This window comes from Microbacterium lemovicicum (assembly GCF_003991875.1).
GTDB classification, from domain to species: domain Bacteria; phylum Actinomycetota; class Actinomycetes; order Actinomycetales; family Microbacteriaceae; genus Microbacterium; species Microbacterium lemovicicum.
The window spans coordinates 976745-995518 of the sequence record NZ_CP031423.1; the positions used below are offsets into that span (position 1 = coordinate 976745).

Here is an 18774-nt window from a genome sequence, read left to right on the forward strand (position 1 = left end):
AAGAGGCGACCGGGTCGAGGTCGACGCGCCGAGCAGGGCATGCCGTGCAGCGCACGTACCGGACGCGTCCCTCGCTCGTCGCGTGCACCGACTCGGTGATCCATGCGTGCTCGTGAAGGGACGCCGTGACGAGGGGTGATGCGAGGGTGCCGGGAAGGGTCATGCTTCCAGCGTGATGTAATGCCCTTATGCATCTCAACCCTTACGGGGAGTACGCCGTGCTCCTGGCCGCGTCGCTCGCGAATGACTGGCCGGGCGACCGCGCGGGGATCGAGGAGCGCACGATCGAGAAGGGCATGACGATGCGGTTCCCCGTGGCATCCGACGATCACGTCCTCACCCGCGCCGTGATCGACGACTGGCTGCGCGTCGTCGACGAACCCGACCCCGACGCCCGGGCGGGGCTGCTCGACACGCAGATGGCGGCAGCGGCCGCATACCCGCGCCTGACGAACCACGACGGCGAGGGGTGGCATCTGCACTACCGGGACGACGACGCGGCTCTGCCCCGCGTCCTGGCGGCCGTCATCTCGGTCGGGACGTCGCTGCATCTCGTCACGCGCGGGATGCACCGGCTCGGACGGTGCGCGGCGGAGCCGTGTCGAGCGGTCGTCGTGGATGTCACGCGCAACGGTCGCCAGCGCTACTGCTCGGTGCGGTGCGCCAACCGCGCCGCCGTGCGCCGCCACCGCGCTCAGGCCTGAGCGGACTCCAGCGCGGCGATCAGATCCGCCTTCGCCAGCCGGTAGTACTTCGGGATCTTCATCTCCTTCGCCTGGCGCCGCAGCTCGATCAACGTCGCGGGCGTCGGCTCAGGTGCGGGAAGGGGCGGCGTCAGATCGTCCACGTCGTGTTCGTGTGCGGAGGCGCGGGCACCCTCGTCGCCGACCCCGCCGCGCGCCGCGGGGGCGGGGGTGGTGGCGGAGGCCTCTCCGGCCTGCGCGGCGATGACGGCCGCCAGCGCTGCCTCCGCCGCCGCCGCCTTCCTCTGCGCGGCCGCATGCTTCTTCGACAGCTGCTCGGCCCGTCGCGTCAGCTTCGCGGCCCTCTTCCGGAGCTTCCCGTGGGACTTCTTGACGGCTTTCCGCGCGGCCGTCACCGCGTCGTCCGCGGCGGCGAGAGCCCGCTCCGCATTCTTCTCGTGCTTCTTCGACGGCTTCTGCTTCTTCGAGGTCGTCTTCGATGCGCGTGCCTTGCTGCCTGACATAGGAAGAGCCCTTCATCCGCCCACACTCGTAGGGTCAGGCCACGCTACGCCCATTCCCGCGTGGGGACGGGAGACCCGTGACGCACATCAGCATCGGGCAGGCGATGCCGGGCTCCGGTCAGCGGCCGGTCAATCCCGGGAAGTCGCCGTCGCGCCACTCGTCGCGCTGGTCGCGCGGCGTGTCGGCGAGCTCCTCCTCGCGCTGACGCAGCTCGACGCGGCGGATCTTGCCCGAGATCGTCTTGGGCAGCTCCGCGAACTCGATGCGGCGCACACGCTGGTGCGCGCCGAGGTGGCGGCGGGCATGGCGCAGGATGTCCTCAGCCGTCGCGGCATCCGGTTGCCATCCCGACGCGAGCGTGACGTAGGCCTTCGGCACATTGAGGCGCACCGCGTCGGGGGCGGCGACGACGGCGGCTTCCACCACGCCGGGGTGCTCGATGAGGGCGGACTCGAGCTCGAACGGGCTGATCTTGTGGTCCGACGATTTGAACACGTCGTCGGTGCGGCCGATGAAGGTGATGTAGCCGTCCGCATCCCGGATGGCCACGTCACCCGTGTGGTAGAACCCGCCGGCCATCGCCTGCGCGTTGCGCTCCGGATCGTCGAGGTAGCCCGGCATGAGATTGACCGGATGCTGCGACAGGTCGAGGCAGATCTCGCCTTCGCCCTCGCCCTGCACGCGCTCGCCGCTGACGGGGTCGACGAGCACCACGGGCACGCCGGGGAGCGGCCGTCCCATCGATCCGACCTTCACGGCCATGCCGGGCGGATTGCCGATCTGCGCGGTGGTCTCGGTCTGGCCGTAGCCGTCGCGGATGTCCAGGCCCCAGTGCGAGCGGATCTGCTCGATGACCTCCGGGTTGAGGGGCTCTCCGGCTCCGATCGCCTCGCGCAGGTCGCCCCCGCCGCCTGAGAGGTCGGCGTTGATCAGCATCCGCCAGACGGTGGGCGGCGCGCAGAACGTGGTGACGTGGTGCTCGCGGATCTTCTCGATCAGCGCCGCGGCGTCGAAGCGCGCGTAGTTGTAGATGAGGATCGTCGCCTCCGCCATCCACGGCGCGAAGAAGCACGACCACGCGTGCTTCGCCCAGCCGGGCGAAGAGATGTTGAGGTGGACGTCGCCCGGGCGGATGCCGAGGAGGTACAGCGTGCTGAAGTGCCCGACGGGATACGACACCTGCGAATGCTCGACCAGCTTCGGACGCGAGGTCGTGCCCGACGTGAAGTAGAGGAGAAGCCGGTCATCCGGCGCCGTGCCCGGGTGGGGGAGGCGCGCGTCGTCGCGGCCGGCGTACGCGTCCGCGAACCGCAGCCAGCCGTCGACGTCGCCGACGCTGATCCGCGTGTAGTCACCCGGCACGTCGGCGAACTTCGCGGCATCCTCCGGATTGCAGATCACGTGGCGCACCGACGCGCGCTCCACGCGGTCGACGAGGTCGGACGGCCCGATCGCCGTCGCGGTCGGCATCAGCACGGCCCCCAGCCGCATGACCGCGAGCATCGACTCCCACAGCTCGACCTGGTTGCCGAGCATGAGCAGCACCGCATCGCCGCGTCGCACGCCCTGCTGCGCGAGCCACGCGGCGACCTGCTGGGATCGGCGGAACATCTCGTCGAAGGAGTACCGCGCGACGCGGCCGTCGTCCTCGATGATGACGAGCGCCGGACGGTCGTTTCCCTCGGCGATCGCGTCGAACCAGTCCGACGCCCAGTTGAACGCCCCGTCGAACTGCGGCCACCGGAACTCCCGGACGGCCCGGTCGACGTCACCGCCGAAGCCGAGAACCTGGTCGCGGGTCCGGCGGAAGGCCTCGGTCGCCTGCGTCGGCTCGGATGATGCGTGCGCGGTCACGTGCTCTCCTGGGGACGGATGCTGCGGGCCGGGCGGCAGCATCCGCCCGGCCCTCTCATCTTGCCCCTCAGCCGCCCGCGGTGGCGTTCTCGTAGGCGCGCATCGCCGCGCTCTGCGCGTCCGCCAGCGCCTGTGCTGTCGTCTTGTCGCCGAGCAGTGCCGCGGTGACGGCGTTGTTCAGCTCGCTCTGGATCGCCTGACCGGCGGGGGAGGAGCCGAAGGTCGTGCCGTAGTCCACGACGTCGTAGTAGGTCGAGATGACCTGGTCGAAGCCGGCGTCACCCGACTCGGTGACCCGTTTCTCCCGGATCGCCTGATCGGCCGACGGCGATCCGGTGAAGAGCCCGGTGTTGATGCCGCCGTCCTCGGCGCGCGTCGCGGCACGCGCCTCGCCGGCCGCCGCCCATGCGTCGTCGCTGGTGACGTCCACCATCCACGCGCAGGCCGCGGCCGGATTCTCCGCGCCGACGGGGATCACGAACGCCGAGCCGCCGGCGACGGAGAAGGGCTTGCCGTCGGCGTCCTTGAAGGGCACGGCCTCGATGTCGATCTGGCCGACGTACGGCGACAGCACGTTCGGGTACCACTGGGCGTTCACCTGTGCGCCGACCTGGTTCGTGACGAACTGATTGTTGTCGCCGAACGTGTCGAACGAATCGGTGAAGCTCTTCACCGAGGCGAAGCCGCCCTGGGCATCGGTGATCTGCTTGAGCAGATCGATCCCGGCGGCGTTCCCCGGCGCGTCGAGCGTGGGGACGCCGTCGGCGTCGCTGAGCTGACCGCCGAGTCCGAGCACCCACAGGCTCGCCTGTCCCGTGGCGACGGGGTCGAAGCCCAGACGCGTCGGCACCCCGCCGGACGCCTGATACATCTTCGCGACGGCGCCCAGGAGCTTGTCGGGCTGCGAGGTGTCGATCTCGTCGCTCGTGACACCGGCCTCGGCCATCACGGTCTTGTTCAGCAGGATGGCCGGCGGCTGGTAGAACTGCGGCACCGCCCAGATCCCGTCCTGGAAGCGCACGTCGTCGACGACCGACGGGTACCAGTGATCGTCGGGGGTGACGTCGTGCGCGGTGAAGCAGGCGTCCAACGGCATGATCAGATCCTGCGCGGCGTACTGCGTGACGTACCGGCGGTCCATCTGCACGACGTCGGGCACGTCGCCGCTGGCCAGACGCGTGGTGAACTTCTGCGCGTCGAAGGCGGTGGCGTCGAGGTCGACCTGCACGCCCGACAGCTGTGCGGCGGCGTAATCGAGACGGGCCGTGCCGACGTCGTCGGCGTTCTCGAAGCCCCAGGCGGAGACGGTTCCGCTCGGCTCGGCGGCGAAGTCGACGTCGGCTGCGACCTCGCTGCCCCCGCCTCCCGCGCATCCGGAAAGGACGACGGCGGATGCTGCGATCAGCATCACCCCGGTCACTCGCTTGTTCATGTGCTGTTCCTCTCGTGTCGTGCCCGCGGGAGTCGTGCTCCGCGGGCCCGGCGCCAGGACGGGCGCCGGGTCATCCCTTCCGCCCCTGGGTCGCGACTCCCTCGATGAAGTAGCGCTGGCCGAAGGCGAACAGGATGAGCATGGGGACCGTGATGATCAGCGACGCGACCATCACGTACTGGTAGTCGCCCTGACCGCCCGCGGTCGGGCTGTACTTCGTCATGGCGTAGGCGATGCCGAGCGGCGCCGTGAACCCGTCGACCGAGCCGGCGTTCAGGTAGATGAGAGACGCCTGCAGGTTGTTCCAGCTGGCCTGGAACTCGAAGAGGAACACGATGATGAACGACGGGATCGACAGAGGCATCGCGATCCGCCAGAACATCGTCCAGTAGCTCGCTCCGTCGATCCGGGCGGCCTCGAACAGCTCGCGCGGGAGACCGAGGAAGAACTGGCGCTGGAGGAAGATGTAAAACGCCGAGCCGAAGAGGTTCATCCCCCACAGCGGCACCCAGGTGCCCAGCATCCCCGTCTCCTTCCAGATCAGGTAGATGGGCACCATCGTCACCGCGCCGGGGAGCATCATCGTCGCCAGGACGAGGCCGAACAGGAGCTTGCGCCCCGGAAAGCGGAAGTACGCGAAGCCGAACGCGACGATCGAGCTCGAGATCGACACCGCGATGGCGGCCAGCAGCGCGATGGCGACGCTGTTGAACATCCACGACAGCAGCGGCAGCTGGTTCCAGACCTCGACGTAGTTCTCGGGTGTGAAGGTGCGCGGGATCAGCGAGTTGTCGAAGACCTCGCCGCGCGGCTTGAAGCTCGCCGCCAGCAGCCACGCGAACGGATACAGGAACAGCAGCGAGAACCCGAGCAGGATCACGGTGAGCACGAAGCGCCCGATGAACGTCTGCGGGGTGCGGGGTCGCCGCCGCGCGCGCCGCGGCACGGGCGAGGAGACGGCCACCGCCAGCTCGGGCATCGGCTCGCTGACGCCCGGCGTCTCACGTGTCAGAGCCATCAGCGGTCTCCCTCGTAGTAGACGAACCGATTGCCGAAGCGCACCTGGATGACCGTGATCGCCATGATGATGACGAACAGCAGCCAGGCCATCGCCGCCGCGAAGCCGAAGTTGAACTCGCGGAACGCCTGCTGGAAGAGATAGATGGCGTAGAAGAGGGATGCTTCGGGCGAGGCGTTGCTCTGATCCCGCCAGAAGAGCAGGTAGGCCTGGTCGAAGACCTGGAACGCGGCGATGGTGAGCACGATGACGTTGAAGAACATCGCTCCCGAGATCATCGGCAGGGTGATGGAGAAGAACTTGCGCACGGCGCCGGCACCATCGAGCGAGGCGACCTCGTAGAGCTCGGTCGGCACGCTCTTCAGCGCGGCCAGGAAGATGACCATCGTTCCGCTGACGGTCCACAGCGCCATGATCACGATGCTCGGCTTCACCCACGCGGGGTCGACGAGCCACTGGGGGCCGGCGATGCCGAAGAAGCGCAGGAACTGGTTGATGGCCCCGGTGTTGCCGTTGAGCAGGAGGAAGAAGATCGCCGCCGTCGCGACAGCGGGGGTCATCTTCGGCAGGTAGAACAGCGTGCGGAAGACGCCGGCACCCCGGCCGACGCGGTTGAGCAGCAGGGCGAGGGCGAGGGCGAACGCGATCTCGAGCGGCACGGCCATCACGGCGTAGAACAGCGTGTTCGCGAGGGAGACGCCCACGCGCGGGTCCTGGAACAGCTCGGCGTAATTGGCCAGACCGACCGGCCGTGCACGGTTCGTGGCGAGGTTGTAGTTGCTGAACGAGATGTAGAGGCTGTAGATCATCGCCCCCGCGGTGAAGACGAGGAAGCCGATGATCCACGGCGTGATGAACAGGTAGCCGGCGACGGCTTCGCGCTTGTTGTAGTGCTGCTTCACGCGCGGGCGACGGGCCGTGCCGCGGCGCCCCCCGGGGAGAAGCGAGCGTGCGGATGCCTCGCCCTCCTCGACGGTGGTCGTGGAGGGCCGGAGCGTGGCGCTCATCGTCCCGGCATCCGGCGAGGGGAGTGGCTGCCGTACATGTGGTCGCCCTTTCGGTCGCGGCGGGCCCCGGCCGTGCGGCTCTGCACTTCTAGGGACACCTCTTGGCGCGAGTGTCGGTCCACTTCTCCCGCTTCTGCGAGACCCTTGCTTCTCCTGAGGAGAAGGTGTACTCGTCTCAGGCGACTCGTCCGGACGCGAGCTGCCGCGTGAGCTCCGCGAGGTACTCGGGCGGGCCCGCCTCGGCGAACCAGAGCCAGAGCTCTGCGGCGACGATGGGCGTCCAGGCGCGCACCTCGGAGCGGTCGGCGCCGTAGGCGTCGACCATGACGTCGAACGAGCGCGGGTCCTTGCGGGAGGCGCCCCAGGCGGCGCGCGCGAGTTCTCGCAACGGGTCGCCGGCGTGCGCGGCCTCCCAGTCGAGGACGGCGGTGATGGTCGCACCGATCGCGAGCGCGTTGCCGTCTGTCCAGTCGCCATGGCAGAACGCGGGGGAGCGCGGCGCGGGGATCTCCAGCGCGAGGGGCGGGCCGCCCGCGGCGCGATAGCGCGCGACGATCAGTGCGTCATCCGGCGCGGGCGCGAGTCCGGCGGGTGGGGCGGTGGCGTGCAGCCGCCGCAGCAGCGGCATGGAGCCCGCCAGGCGCTCGTTGCGCAGGTCGGCGGTCGAGGCGTCGAGTCGCTCGCCCGGCATCCGGGTCATGAGGATGACCCCCGGTGCCTCCGACACGATCCGTGGAACGGGGAGGCCGCAGCCGGCGGCCGCCCGTAGCGCGCGGACCTCCGTCTCGTGCCGGACGGGGTCGCTCAGGCGCTTCTCGACGAGAGAGACCCCGTCGAGGTCGACGGCCCGTACGGCGCCCACGGCTCCCTGCTGCACAGGCGACATCCTCCCTCACTCCCGGCGCCGGTGGGAATGCGGAAGGCGGTGCGCACCGTCACCGGCACGCACCGCCTTCCGGGGGTTCAGTTGTGCGACAGGGCGTGACCGCGACGGTGGCGACGGATGACCAGGTAGGCGCCGCCGGCAACGAGCGCCAGTGCGATGCCGCCCAGTGCGAACGGCACGGACGTGCCCGTGGTGGCCAGGCTGCCGGTGCTGCTGCTGCCCGAGCCGCTGCCCGCGGCGGCTGCCGGCGGGGTGGCGCTCGCCGTGGGCGCCGGGTCGACCGGCGCGGCGGCCGAGACGCTGACGTCGGCCGTGAGCACCACACCGGTCTGCGCGCCGGTGAGGGTGACGGTCTGCGTCCCCGGCTCGGCGGGGGCGGTCACCTGGAACGAGGCGGTGCCCCGGAGGACGTCCTGCTGTCCGAGGTCATCGGATCCCCGCACCTGCCAGTCGGCGTTCAGCCCGGACGCGGTGACCGTGTAGGTCGCGCCCGGCAGCACCTCGGTCGGTGCGGCGAGCGTGGCGGCCGCGCTGAGGGAGGCGAGGTCCTGGTTCAGGCCGAGCGTGTTCGCCGACGTGAAGAACAGGTCGGTCTGATCCGTGAGACCCACCACGTTGGCGGCGCCGGGACCGTAGCCCGCGATGCGCACCTGGGCGCCGGTGTGCTGCTGGGATCCGCCTGCGGCAGACGTGCCGTACGCCACGATCATGGGGGCGCCCTCTTCGGTGAGCAGGTGCGTGTTCAGCCCGGGGATGGCCGAGCCGACGATCTGGCTCGTGTGGGCGTGATCGGCGGTGACGACGACGAGCGTGTCCCCCTTCGTCTCGGCGTACTCCAGCGCGACCTGCACGGCCTCGTCGAGGTCGACGGTCTCGCCGATCTGACCGCAGGCGTTGGCGGCGTGGTCCTGCTTGTCGATGCTCGCGCCCTCCACCTGGAGGAAGAACCCGTTGTCGTTGTCGAGCAGGTCGATCGCCTTGTCGGTCAGGTCGGCGAGGGACAGGCCCGTCTCGAGGCGCTCGGGATTCTCGGTGCACGCCACGGGTGCCGGAAGCTTCGTCGAGTCCGCGTCCGGGATGTCGGTGGCGTCCGGTCCGACCCACCGGGTCGGGAAGTTGCCCAAGCTGAACAGGCCGAGGAGCGGCTGGTCGGCGTCGGCGGTCGTGACGGCCGCCAGTTCCGCCGCGTTGTCGACGCGCTGGTAGCCGCGGTCGGAGGCCTGCTCGAACAGCGTCTTGCCGGCCCAGGGGCCGGCAACGGCGGACTCCTCGAAGGTCGCCGCACCGCCGCCGAGCGTGACGTCGGGGCGGACGTTCAGGAGCTGCTCGCTGATCGAGCCGAGGCCGCCCGCTTCGACGGACTCCGAGCTGCAGTCCGCGGTGGTCTTCACGGGGCCGAAGCAGCCGCGCTTGGAGATGTGGGCGATCTCGGCGCCGGGGGTGGCGTCCTGGATCTCCGCCGTCGAGACGTTGCCCGTCTTGAGGCCGTTCGCCTTCGCGATCTCCAGGAGGGTCGCCTGCGGGTCCAGGTCGACGTCGACGCTGAGACGGCCGTTGACCGTCTTCGTGCCCGTCGACCAGCCGCTGGCGGTGGAGGCGGACTCCGAGGCGTAGTTGACCGAGCCGTCCGCGTTCACCGCGTACGTCGTGTACGAACCCGTCAGGGGAAGCGCGTCGATGCCGGCGAAGCGGCCGCCGGCGCCCTCGGCGTAGTTGCGGGCGACGGTGATCTCGGAGTCGCCCATTCCGTCGCCGATGAGGAGGATGACGTTCTTGGCGGGGCCGTCCACGAGGGATTCGCGGAGCATCTCCGTCATGTCGCCGTCGTTGCGGGTCGCGCCGCCGTGCTCGGTGACGTCGTCGGGGGTGGCGGCCGACGCGGGAAGGGCGGCGAGGCCGACCAGGCCGACGAGTGCGGCCGAGGTGGCGGTGAGGGCCAGGGCGGCGCGCATGCGCCGCGCGGTCCGGTGCTTCATGGGGAGTCCTGTCGTTCGGAGGAGCCGTGGGGACGGCTGCATAGGGTTCTCCCAGGAAACAGGGACCAGGTCGACGGCAGTGCGCCGAAAGGGTGACCGGCAGGTGACGCGACGGTGGCCATCCGGTGGCCGCGGCATCCGATCGTCACCGCGACCGGGAACGACGAAGCGCCCGGCACGCGAGGTGCCGGGCGCTTCGTGGAGAGGATCAGGCCTCGACGTCTCCGCGCCAGGCGCCGGTCGCCGTGCCCTTCTTCTCGATGAACTCCTTGAAGTTCTCGAGGTCCTTCTTGACGGCGTGCTGACCGACGCCGACCACCGAGCCGAGCGTCTCGAGGAAGCCCTCGGGCTTCCAGTCGAGCTGCACGGTCACGCGGCTGGTCGTGTCGCTGAGCTTGTGGAACGTGACGACCCCGGCGTGGTCGGTGTCGCCGCCGGTGCTGTTCCAGGCGACGCGCTCGTCGGGGTGCTGCTCGGTGATCTCGGCGTCGAACTCACGCACCTGACCGGCGATCTTCACGACCCAGTGGGTGTGGGTGTCGCCCGTCTGGGTGATCGACTCGACCTCGTCGAGGAAATGCGGGAAGGACTCGAACTGGGTCCACTGGTTGTACGCCGTCGTGACCGGCACGTCGACGTCGATGGTCTCGATGATCTGCGTCATGGCTTCTCCTTGGATCGGTGGAGTCCACTCAACCGCGCCTGCCTCCCCGATGACCGGGCCTTGCCAGAGTCGCGGCGGTGTGCTGTCATACGCCGCCGCGGAGTGGGGGAGAAGTTCATATGCGAATGCATACGTTTCGCCGATCGTCAAGGCCCGATAACCGCGCGAGACTGCGCTTTGAATGGGGGGAGCGGTCGCACTCAGCGGCCTGCACGGAGCACAGGAGACGACATGCGGGACGACATCACGGCGGCGACGATCCGGTCGGTGCTCGATGCGTGCGCGCAGCTGGTCCGTCGTCAGCCTCGACGCCGCTCCACCTGGGTGCCGGCGTTCGACGCCGCCCCGGCGCGCGCGTCGGCCTGACCTCCGGAGCGCCGCAGTCGGCGCTCGTGCGTCAGGCCTGACGCAGCTCCTCGTGCGAGGCCTCCATGGCCGTCGACTTCAGCTGCATGATCGCCACGGCCTCGTGCAGGGCGCCGACCGACGTCTCGAGCTCGTCGTACCGGTGGACGAAGCCGTTGGCATCGCGCGCCGTGATCGTGACGAGGGCGTACCCGTGGCGCGCCACCCGTCCGCTGCTGCGACTCGACCGCTTGCGCTCACCCATCGGATCCCCTTCCCCGTGACGACGAGCGTCGCTCCGGACGTCCCGTCGGACTCAGGATGCCGCACCGCGCCGTCGGCACGCGGTTGCGACGTGCCGCGGCGCGCGGTCCGTCGCGAGGTGTGTCGCCGGATGGAGCGGACTGTCGGCGTGTCGCGGTGGCCGGCCCGGGGTGGAGGGCGTCGGCGGCTGCGGGCAGACTGACCCCATGAGCGACGAGACGCGCGCGTGGGTGCTGCATGTCGACCTCGACCAGTTCATCGCGGCCGTCGAGGTGCTCCGGCGGCCCGAGCTCGCCGGCCTGCCCCTGATCGTCGGCGGCCGCGGAGAGCCGGGCGAGCGTGCCGTGGTCTCCACGGCGTCGTACGAGGCGCGCGCGTTCGGCGTCGGATCGGGGATGCCGCTGCGCCTCGCCGCCCGGAAGGTGCCGGATGCCGTCATCCTGCCCGTCGACCGCGAGGCCTACGAGGCGGCTTCCGACGAGGTGACGGCGACGCTGCGCGCGCACCCCGGAGCAGTCGTGCAGGTGCTGGGCTGGGACGAGGCCTTCGTCGGTCTGAGCGTCGCCGACCCGGAGGCGTCGGCTCGTGCGCTGCAGGCCGAGGTGCTCGAGCGCACGCGCCTGCACTGCTCGGTCGGCATCGGCGACACGCTCGTGCGGGCGAAGGTCGCCACCGGCTTCGGCAAGCCCGCCGGCATGTTCCGCCTCACGGCCGACACGTGGCTCGATGTCATGGGCGCACGCCCGACGATCGATCTGTGGGGCGTCGGCAAGAAGGTGTCGGCGCGGCTCGCCGGCCTCGGCGTGGAGACGGTGGCGCAGCTCGCCGACGCAGACCCCGCCGCCCTGGTGGCGGAGTTCGGCCCGAAGATGGGGCCGTGGTACCGGCAGCTCGGACAGGGCGGCGGCACGGCGGTCGTCGACGACACGCCCTGGGTCGCCCGCGGGCACTCGCGTGAGACGACCTACCCGGTCGACCTCGGCGAGCGCGCCGCGATCCTCGCCGCCGTCGACGACCTCTTCGACGCCGTGTGGGCGGACGTGACCGGCGAGGGCCGGCCCGTCGTCGGGCTGACGCTGAAGGTGCGCTACGCGCCCTTCACCACGAAGGTCTTCACCAAGAAGATCCCGGCCACATCCGATCGTGCGGAGGTCGCCGCGCGTGTTCGCGATCTCGTCGACCGGATGGAGCCGGATCGGGCCGTGCGGCTGCTCGGCGTACGCGCCGAGATGACCATGCCGGAGGACGCGCGGGAGGGGCACACGCCGACCCGCGGAGGCTGGTGACATCCCGGTCGACGACCGGCGGAACACGGCGTCCCGGGCGGGCTGCGGCACGGTCGGGGGATCGCGGTCCGGGGGCGGCTCGCGGCGTGCGAGGATACTCCGGTGCAACGCGTCGTGACCGCTGAACTGGACCTCGAGCTGGGCGCGTCGGTCGACCTCATCTTCTCGATCGCGACGGCCCAGCCCGTGCCGCTGTCGCGTGAGATCCTGACGTTCACGCAGGGCGATCGCGAGTACACCCCGACCGAGATCGTCGACCAGTCCGGCAGCCGCCTGCACCGCCTCACCGGGGAGGCCGGACGGCTCGAGGTGCGCTACGAGGCGGTCGTCGACGGGGCGGCCGCCAGCATCCGCACGAGCGATCTCGAAGCCATCACCTACCTGCGTCCGAGCCGCTACTGCCAGTCCGACGAGGTGTTCTCCCAGGCCCGCCGGCAGTTCCGCGGCCTCGGCGGTCACGAGCTCATCGCGGCGGTGTCGGACTTCGTCTCCGCGAGCGTCACCTACACGCCGGGGCTCAGCATGGGCACCGACAGCGCGGTGACCACCCTCATGACGGGCCAGGGCGTCTGCCGCGACTACGCGCACGTCGTGATCGCGCTGCTGCGGGCGATGGACATGCCCGCCCGTTACGCCGCCTGCTACGCGCCGGGCCTGCGCCCGATGGACTTCCATGCCGTCGCCGAGGCCTACCACGACGGTGCCTGGTACGTGCTGGACGCGACCCGCCTGGCCGACCGCCGGAGCCTCGTGCGCATCGCCACGGGACGGGACGCCGCGGACTGCGCCTTCCTCAGCTACCACGGAGGTCACGTCGCGATGCCGCACATGCGCGTGGACGCCTGGACCGTGCCCGACGATGCCGACGGTGACTCCGTAGCCGCCGCGGATGAGGACGCCGCGGACGACTTCACCTCCCTGGTGCAGATCGCCTGACGGTCCGGCCGCCGCGGCCGCTGCGGGTGCGCGCGGCGCGTTCAGCCGGCCTGGACGGCGGTGGAGACGAGCACCACGATGACGGGCACGAGCCCGAGGATCGCGCCCACGGCTCCGTAGACGCGGGGCCGAGCCACGACCATCGCGATGATCCCCAACAGGACCGCCACCGCCCCGACCACCACGGAGGCGTAGAAGAAGAGGACGGCGAGCACGGCTCCGCCCGACAGACCCTGCCCGTCGACGGCTGCGCCGAGGACCCAGAAGGCGATGATCATCAGTGTCGCGACCGCCCCCACCACGAGGGATGCGATGCCGAGTCCGCGACGAGAGCGCGGGGGTGCAGAGGGGCCGGTCATGGCGACAGCATAGGGCGCCCTCCGGCAGTCCTGCCGGAGGGCGCCGCCGCCCGTTCAGGGGAGCCGGAGGCGGCCGAACTAGACTGGACCGGCTATGGACCCCGAAGCCCTCTCCGCCGCCCTGCTCGCCGTCGTGACCCCGCTCGCGGAGGCTCGACGCCAGGGATCCAGCGCCGGGCTCACCGCCGCCGACCTGGTCCTGGACCGCCCGAAGAATCGCGACCACGGCGACTGGGCGTCCAACGCCGCGCTGAAGCTCGCCAAGAAGCTCGGCGCCGACCCGCGCGAGTTCGCCGCCGAGATCGCGGCCGGCCTGACGGAGGTCGACGGCATCATGTCGGTCGACGTCGCCGGACCCGGCTTCATCAACATCACGCTGGATGCCGCGGCCGCCGGCGCGCTCGCGAAGACCATCGTCGAGGCGGGGGCGGCGTTCGGATCCAACGAGTCGCAGCGGGGCAACACGATCAACCTCGAGTTCGTCTCGGCGAACCCCACCGGCCCGCTCCACATCGGGCACACGCGGTGGGCGGCGCTCGGCGACTCGATCGGTCGCCTGCTCCAGGCCAGCGGAGCGACCGTCGCGCGCGAGTTCTACATCAACGACGCGGGCGTGCAGATGGAGCGGTTCGGCCGCTCCGTGCTCGCCGCGGCCACGGGCCAGCCCACCCCCGAGGGCGGCTACGCCGGCGGCTACATCGACGAGCTCGGACGGCGGGTGCTCGTCGAGCGCCCCGACCTGCTCGACCTCCCCGAGGAGGAGCAGGTCGCGGCGGCGCGCGATGCGGCATACGCCCTGCAGCTCGGCGAGCTCCAGGCATCCCTCGCCGCGTTCAACGTCGACTTCGACGTGTGGTTCTCCGAGCGGGTGCTGCACGCGAAGGGCGCGGACGGTGGACCGAGCCTCGTCGACGAGGCCGTCGACCGCCTCGTCGCGCAGGGCCACGTGTTCGAGGACGAGGGCGCCGTCTGGGTGCGCACCACCGACTTCGGCGACGACAAGGACCGGGTCATCCGCCGCTCCAACGGCGAGTACACCTACTTCGCCGCCGACGCCGCGTACTACCTGAACAAGGGCGACCGCGGCTTCGCGCACAAGATCTACCTGCTCGGCGCCGATCACCACGGCTACGTGCACCGGCTGAAGGCGCTCGCCGGCGCGGCCGGCGACGACCCCGACGCCGACATCGAGGTGCTCATCGGGCAGCTGGTCTCGGTCAACGGTGCGCGGCTGAGCAAGCGCGCGGGCAACATCATCGAGATGGACGACCTGCGCGAGTGGCTCGGCACCGACGCGCTGCGGTACTCGCTGGGCCGGTACCCCGCCGACTCGCCCCTGACGCTCGACCCCGAGCTCCTGCGCAAGCGCACGAACGACAACCCGGTCTTCTACGTGCAGTACGCGCACGCCCGCACGCACAACGTCGGACGCAATGCCGCGGCATCCGGGGTCGACCGCTCGGAGTTCGCACCCGAGCTGCTGACGCACCCGACCGAGTCGGCGCTGCTCGGCGCCCTGCAGGAGTTCCCGCGCATCGTCGCCTTCGCCGCGGAGGTGCGCGAGCCGCACCGCGTCGCGCGCTACCTCGAGGAGCTCGCCGGTCTGTACCACCGCTGGTACGACAGCTGCCGCGTGATCCCGCTCGGAGACGCTCCGGTCGAGGCCGTGCACCGCACGCGCCTCTGGCTGAACGACGCCACCGGACAGGTGCTGCGCAACGGACTCGACCTGCTCGGCGTGAGTGCGCCCGAGCGCATGTGACACCGGGGTGCCTGTGCTGAGCGAATGGATCGACATCACGTGAGCGACGCTCAGCAGACGCAGCCGCTCCCGGATCCGCGCGCGCAGTGGGTGCTGTCCGCGTCAGACGAGCCCCGGCCGCGCCGCCGCGCCTGGCCGTGGCTCGTCGGACTGCTGCTGGTCGTCGCTCTGGCGGTCGGCGCCTGGTTCGTGGGGGAGTGGATCGCGCGCGACATCGTCACCAAGACGATCCGCCAGGGCGCGATCACCCAGCTCTCGCTGCCCGCCGACCAGCAGATCGACGTCGACATCGAGGGCGCCGTGCTGCCGCAGCTCATCGCGGGCACGCTCGACGATGTGACCGTGGCGTCCGATGACGTGACGTTCGGCGCGCTCTCCGGCGACGTCGTCGTCCGTGCGCAGGGCGTGCCCGTGCGGGGGGATGCCGCGGCCCGCAGCGCCGCGGCGACGATCCAGCTCGACACGCCGGAGCTGCAGACGCTGCTCGAGCAGATCCCCGACTTCCCGGCGGCGACCGTGGGCCTGGTCGAGCCGAACGTGACCGCGTCGACCGAGTTGCAGCTGTTCGGCGCGGGGATCCCGATCGGCATCACGCTCACCCCGGGAGTCGCCGACGGCGACATCACGCTCTCGCCGGTCTCCCTGAAGCTGGCGGGTGCGGAGCTGACGGCGAGCGACCTCACCGAGCGCTTCGGAGACCTGGCCGGCGTCGTGGTGCGCGACTACGACGTGTGCATCCGCGAGTACGTTCCGGCGGGCGTCACGCTCACCGGCATCCGGGTCTCCGGCGACCGGGTGATCGCCGACCTCGACATCGACGGCGCGATCATCACCGACCCCGCGCTGCAGGCGAACGGCACCTGCGCGTGAGCGTGCGGCGGGCGGGCCGTCTGCCGGGGTCGCGGGCGCGGTTGCCCTAGACTTCACGGGTGCCCGGCGCGTGATCCGACCGGCCGCGGCGCACCGCCCGTGATCCGGGCGCCCGTGCTTCCGACACCACCGATTGGCCCACCCCGTGTCCGCCCCGACCTCCCCGCACCCGGCGCCCGCACGGCCCGTCCGCCCGGACGACGCCAACGCGCTCGCGGCGAACGTGTGGCCGGCATCCGCCGAGCGCGACGAGCGCGGCATCCTGACGCTCGCGGGGATCGCCGCCGACGAGCTGGTGGAGCGCTTCGGCACGCCGCTCTACGTGCTGGACGAGGACGAGGTGCGCGCACACGCGCGTCGCACGCTCGCCGCCTTCGCCGACGCGACCGCGGCGCACGGCTCTCGCGCGCGGATCTACTACGCCGGCAAGGCCTTCCTCTCGACCGACGTGGTGCGCTGGGTGATGGACGAGGGCCTCGCGGTCGACGTCTGCAGCGGCGGCGAACTCGCCGTGGCGCTCGCCGCCGGTGCCGACCCCGCACGGCTGGGCTATCACGGCAACAACAAGTCCGTGCGAGACCTCGAGCGCGCCGTGCAGGTGGGCATCGGCTCGATCGTCCTCGACAGCTGGATCGAGCTCGAGCGCCTCGCCGCCGTCGCGCAGCGACTCGGCCGTGAGCAGTCGGTGCTCGTGCGGGTCAACAGCGGTGTGCACGCCGAGACGCACGACTTCCTGGCGACGGCCCACGAAGACCAGAAATTCGGCTTCCCGCTGACGGACGCGGCGGCTGTCGTCGCCCGCATCCGCGAGACGCCGGGGCTGGCGTTCGTCGGACTGCACTGCCACATCGGGTCGCAGATCTTCGGCACCGCCGGCTTCGAGGAGTCCGCGTCGCGCCTGGTCGCGGTGCACGCGGCCCTGCTCGAGGGCGGCGAGGTGCCCGTCCTCAACCTCGGCGGCGGCTTCGGCATCGCCTACACCTCCGCCGACGACCCGACGCCGATCGAGCAGCTCGCGGCGGGGATCGTCGACGCCGTCGCCCGCGAGTGCGCGAGCCGCGGCATCCCGGTTCCGGACTTCGCCTTCGAGCCCGGACGGTCCATCGTCGGCCAGGCCGGCGTGACGCTGTACGAGGTCGGCACGATCAAGCCGGTCCGCGTGTCCGACGACCTCGAGCGCCTCTACGTCAGCGTCGACGGCGGCATGAGCGACAACGCCCGGCCCGCCCTGTACGGCGCGCAGTACTCGGCGCGCGTCGCCTCCCGCGTCAGCACCGCCGAGCCGGCCCTGTCGCGGGTCGTCGGACTGCACTGCGAGTCGGGCGACATCGTCGTGGACGCGGAGTACCTGCCCGCCGACGTGGCGCCCGGAGATCTGCTCGCCGTGCCGGCGACCGGCGCCTACTGCGCCGCGCTGTCGAGCAACTACAACTTCGTCCCGAGGCCGCCCGTCGTGGCGGTCAGCCAGGGACGCGCCCGCGTGATCGTGCGCGGAGAGACGATCGACGACCTGCTGGCACGCGATGCCGGCGTCGGCCCGTCGAGCACGGAGGAGAACCACATGAACGAGCGGAACGACACGTGAGCGACTATCGCCGACTGCGGGTGGCGCTCCTCGGCGCCGGCGCCGTGGGGTCCCAGGTCGCCGCGCTGCTGCTGAAGCACGGCGACGAGCTCGCCGATCGGGCGGGCGCATCGCTGGAGCTCGTCGGCATCGCCGTGCGCGACCTCGACGCGCCCCGCGACGTCGACCTCCCGCGTGAGCTGTTCACGACGGATGCAGAGGAGCTCATCCTCGGCGCCGACATCGTCATCGAGCTGATGGGCGGCATCGAGCCCGCCCGCACCTACCTGATGCAGGCGATCAACTCCGGCGCCGACGTGGTGACCGCCAACAAGGCGCTCCTGGCCACCTACGGCTCCGAGATCTTCGAGGCCGCCGACCAGGTCGGCGCGCAGGTGTACTACGAGGCCGCGGCCGCCGGCGCGATCCCGATCATCCGGCCACTGCGCGACTCGCTCGCCGGCGACCGCGTGCAGCGGATCATGGGCATCGTCAACGGCACGACGAACTACATCCTCGACCGCATGGACACCGAGGGCGCCGACCTCGTCGACGTGCTCTCCGAGGCGCAGGCGCTCGGCTACGCCGAGGCCGACCCGTCGGCCGACGTCGACGGCTACGACGCCGCGCAGAAGGCCGCCATCCTCGCGAGCCTGGCGTTCCACACGACCGTTCCGCTGTCGGCCGTGCACCGCGAGGGCATCATGGGCCTCGACAAGGCGATGATCGACGCCGCCCGCCACGCCGGCTACGCCATCAAGCTCCTCGCCGTGTGCGAGCGCCTCGCCCCCGAGGACGAGGGCGAGGAGGGCGAGTCGATCTCCGTGCGCGTCTACCCCGCACTCGTGCCGCGCTCCCACCCGCTCGCCAGCGTCCACGGCGCGAACAACGCCGTCTTCGTGCAGGCCGAGGCCGCCGGTTCACTCATGTTCTACGGCGCGGGCGCCGGCGGCGTGCAGACCGCGTCCGCGGTGCTCGGCGACGTCGTCTCCGCCGCCCGCCGCCACATCGCCGGCGGTGTGGGCGTGGGCGAGTCGACGCGCGCGAACCTGCCGGTCGTGCCGATCGGCCGCGTCACCACGCGTTACCAGATCACTCTCGAGGTCGACGACCAGCCGGGCGTGCTGGCGACCGTCGCGGGCACCCTCAGCGAAGGACGCGTGTCCATCGCCACGGTCGAGCAGACCGTCATCAGCGAGTCCGCCGACGGATCGGGCGTCGCCCGGCTCGTCATCGGAACCCACAAGGCCCGGGAGCAGGACCTCAGCGAGACCGTTGCGCGGCTGGCCGCCAGCGGCGTCGTCGAGCGCGTCGCGTCCGTCCTGCGAGTAGAAGGAGACTGA

The 18774-nt window shown here is 71.1% G+C and carries 18 protein-coding genes; 8 read left to right on the top strand and 10 right to left on the bottom strand.

The genetic code is table 11. The features are described 5' to 3' along the window. Positions 1-188 precede the first annotated feature (188 nt). Positions 189-704, top strand: coding sequence for a CGNR zinc finger domain-containing protein (locus CVS47_RS04525; protein ID WP_127095020.1), 516 nt, complete (start codon positions 189-191; stop codon positions 702-704). On the opposite strand, the gene CVS47_RS04530 is transcribed toward CVS47_RS04525, so the two are convergent. The 8 genes from CVS47_RS04530 to CVS47_RS04565 all read right to left on the bottom strand — a co-directional run bounded on the left by CVS47_RS04530 (position 695) and on the right by CVS47_RS04565 (position 10045). Beyond that, positions 695-1207 (bottom strand): Rho termination factor N-terminal domain-containing protein, encoded by a 513-nt coding sequence (locus CVS47_RS04530; protein WP_127095021.1) that lies wholly within the window; start codon positions 1205-1207, stop codon positions 695-697. The two genes, CVS47_RS04525 and CVS47_RS04530, sit on opposite strands and share 10 nt — an antisense overlap. A gap of 118 nt (positions 1208-1325) precedes the next feature. Then, positions 1326-3062 (bottom strand): AMP-binding protein, encoded by a 1737-nt coding sequence (locus CVS47_RS04535; RefSeq protein WP_241240279.1) that lies wholly within the window; start codon positions 3060-3062, stop codon positions 1326-1328. A 67-nt stretch (positions 3063-3129) separates the two neighbouring features. Next, positions 3130-4494 carry an ABC transporter substrate-binding protein gene (locus CVS47_RS04540; RefSeq protein WP_127095023.1) on the bottom strand — a complete coding sequence of 455 codons (1365 nt, stop codon included), beginning with the start codon at positions 4492-4494 and terminating at the stop codon, positions 3130-3132. Positions 4495-4564: 70 nt separating this feature from the next. Continuing rightward, a complete protein-coding gene (locus tag CVS47_RS04545; RefSeq protein ID WP_127095024.1) occupies positions 4565-5512 on the bottom strand; it encodes a carbohydrate ABC transporter permease in 948 nt (315 codons plus the stop codon). Beyond that, the gene (locus CVS47_RS04550) at positions 5512-6519 is read right to left on the bottom strand and encodes a carbohydrate ABC transporter permease (RefSeq protein ID WP_127095025.1); all 1008 of its coding nucleotides are present in this window, start codon (positions 6517-6519) and stop codon (positions 5512-5514) included. Before CVS47_RS04550 ends, CVS47_RS04545 begins: the two co-directional genes overlap by 1 nt. Positions 6520-6694: 175 nt before the next feature. Then, the gene (locus tag CVS47_RS04555) at positions 6695-7396 is read right to left on the bottom strand and encodes a phosphotransferase family protein (RefSeq protein ID WP_164734603.1); all 702 of its coding nucleotides are present in this window, start codon (positions 7394-7396) and stop codon (positions 6695-6697) included. Between the two features lie 86 nt (positions 7397-7482). Further along, a complete protein-coding gene (gene phoA, locus CVS47_RS04560; protein ID WP_127095027.1) occupies positions 7483-9381 on the bottom strand; it encodes an alkaline phosphatase in 1899 nt (632 codons plus the stop codon). Positions 9382-9589: 208 nt separating this feature from the next. Next, entirely contained in the window at positions 9590-10045 is a 456-nt protein-coding gene (locus CVS47_RS04565; RefSeq protein ID WP_127095028.1) for an SRPBCC family protein, read from the bottom strand. 231 nt (positions 10046-10276) lie between these two features. Between CVS47_RS04565 and CVS47_RS17010 the strand changes: the two genes are divergently transcribed. Continuing rightward, entirely contained in the window at positions 10277-10411 is a 135-nt protein-coding gene (locus tag CVS47_RS17010; protein WP_277600968.1) for a hypothetical protein, read from the top strand. A 31-nt stretch (positions 10412-10442) separates the two neighbouring features. Here the strand turns inward: CVS47_RS17010 and CVS47_RS04570 are convergent, their stop codons facing one another. Next, positions 10443-10655 carry a hypothetical protein gene (locus CVS47_RS04570; RefSeq protein WP_127095029.1) on the bottom strand — a complete coding sequence of 71 codons (213 nt, stop codon included), beginning with the start codon at positions 10653-10655 and terminating at the stop codon, positions 10443-10445. Positions 10656-10860: 205 nt separating this feature from the next. Between CVS47_RS04570 and CVS47_RS04575 the strand changes: the two genes are divergently transcribed. Beyond that, positions 10861-11940 carry a DNA polymerase IV gene (locus CVS47_RS04575; protein WP_206502750.1) on the top strand — a complete coding sequence of 360 codons (1080 nt, stop codon included), beginning with the start codon at positions 10861-10863 and terminating at the stop codon, positions 11938-11940. 102 nt (positions 11941-12042) lie between these two features. Beyond that, complete coding sequence (locus CVS47_RS04580; RefSeq protein WP_127095030.1) at positions 12043-12876, top strand: transglutaminase-like domain-containing protein; 834 nt, start codon at positions 12043-12045, stop codon at positions 12874-12876. A 41-nt stretch (positions 12877-12917) separates the two neighbouring features. On the opposite strand, the gene CVS47_RS04585 is transcribed toward CVS47_RS04580, so the two are convergent. Continuing rightward, complete coding sequence (locus CVS47_RS04585; RefSeq protein ID WP_127095031.1) at positions 12918-13235, bottom strand: hypothetical protein; 318 nt, start codon at positions 13233-13235, stop codon at positions 12918-12920. Between the two features lie 94 nt (positions 13236-13329). Here CVS47_RS04585 and argS point away from each other — a divergent pair, with 94 nt between their 5' ends. The 4 genes from argS to CVS47_RS04605 all read left to right on the top strand — a co-directional run bounded on the left by argS (position 13330) and on the right by CVS47_RS04605 (position 18774). Further along, positions 13330-14997, top strand: a complete 1668-nt coding sequence (gene argS, locus CVS47_RS04590; protein WP_127095032.1) for an arginine--tRNA ligase — start codon at positions 13330-13332, stop codon at positions 14995-14997. A 39-nt stretch (positions 14998-15036) separates the two neighbouring features. Next, a complete protein-coding gene (locus tag CVS47_RS04595; protein ID WP_127095033.1) occupies positions 15037-15867 on the top strand; it encodes an LmeA family phospholipid-binding protein in 831 nt (276 codons plus the stop codon). Positions 15868-16012: 145 nt separating this feature from the next. Next, a complete protein-coding gene (gene lysA, locus CVS47_RS04600) occupies positions 16013-17452 on the top strand; it encodes a diaminopimelate decarboxylase (protein WP_241240280.1) in 1440 nt (479 codons plus the stop codon). Beyond that, entirely contained in the window at positions 17449-18774 is a 1326-nt protein-coding gene (locus tag CVS47_RS04605) for a homoserine dehydrogenase (protein WP_127095035.1), read from the top strand. Before lysA ends, CVS47_RS04605 begins: the two co-directional genes overlap by 4 nt.

Bases quoted from the DNA above. Each gene is read 5' to 3' on its own strand.
- argS (WP_127095032.1), top strand. From the start codon at position 13,330: ATGGACCCCGAAGCCCTCTCCGCCGCCCTGCTCGCCGTCGTGACCCCG.
- CVS47_RS17010 (WP_277600968.1), top strand. From the start codon at position 10,277: ATGCGGGACGACATCACGGCGGCGACGATCCGGTCGGTGCTCGATGCG.
- CVS47_RS04585 (WP_127095031.1), bottom strand. From the start codon at position 13,235: ATGACCGGCCCCTCTGCACCCCCGCGCTCTCGTCGCGGACTCGGCATC.
- phoA (WP_127095027.1), bottom strand. From the start codon at position 9,381: ATGAAGCACCGGACCGCGCGGCGCATGCGCGCCGCCCTGGCCCTCACC.
- CVS47_RS04525 (WP_127095020.1), top strand. From the start codon at position 189: ATGCATCTCAACCCTTACGGGGAGTACGCCGTGCTCCTGGCCGCGTCG.
- CVS47_RS04565 (WP_127095028.1), bottom strand. From the start codon at position 10,045: ATGACGCAGATCATCGAGACCATCGACGTCGACGTGCCGGTCACGACG.
- CVS47_RS04545 (WP_127095024.1), bottom strand. From the start codon at position 5,512: ATGGCTCTGACACGTGAGACGCCGGGCGTCAGCGAGCCGATGCCCGAG.
- CVS47_RS04570 (WP_127095029.1), bottom strand. From the start codon at position 10,655: ATGGGTGAGCGCAAGCGGTCGAGTCGCAGCAGCGGACGGGTGGCGCGC.
- CVS47_RS04550 (WP_127095025.1), bottom strand. From the start codon at position 6,519: ATGAGCGCCACGCTCCGGCCCTCCACGACCACCGTCGAGGAGGGCGAG.
- CVS47_RS04530 (WP_127095021.1), bottom strand. From the start codon at position 1,207: ATGTCAGGCAGCAAGGCACGCGCATCGAAGACGACCTCGAAGAAGCAG.
- CVS47_RS04575 (WP_206502750.1), top strand. From the start codon at position 10,861: ATGAGCGACGAGACGCGCGCGTGGGTGCTGCATGTCGACCTCGACCAG.
- CVS47_RS04540 (WP_127095023.1), bottom strand. From the start codon at position 4,494: ATGAACAAGCGAGTGACCGGGGTGATGCTGATCGCAGCATCCGCCGTC.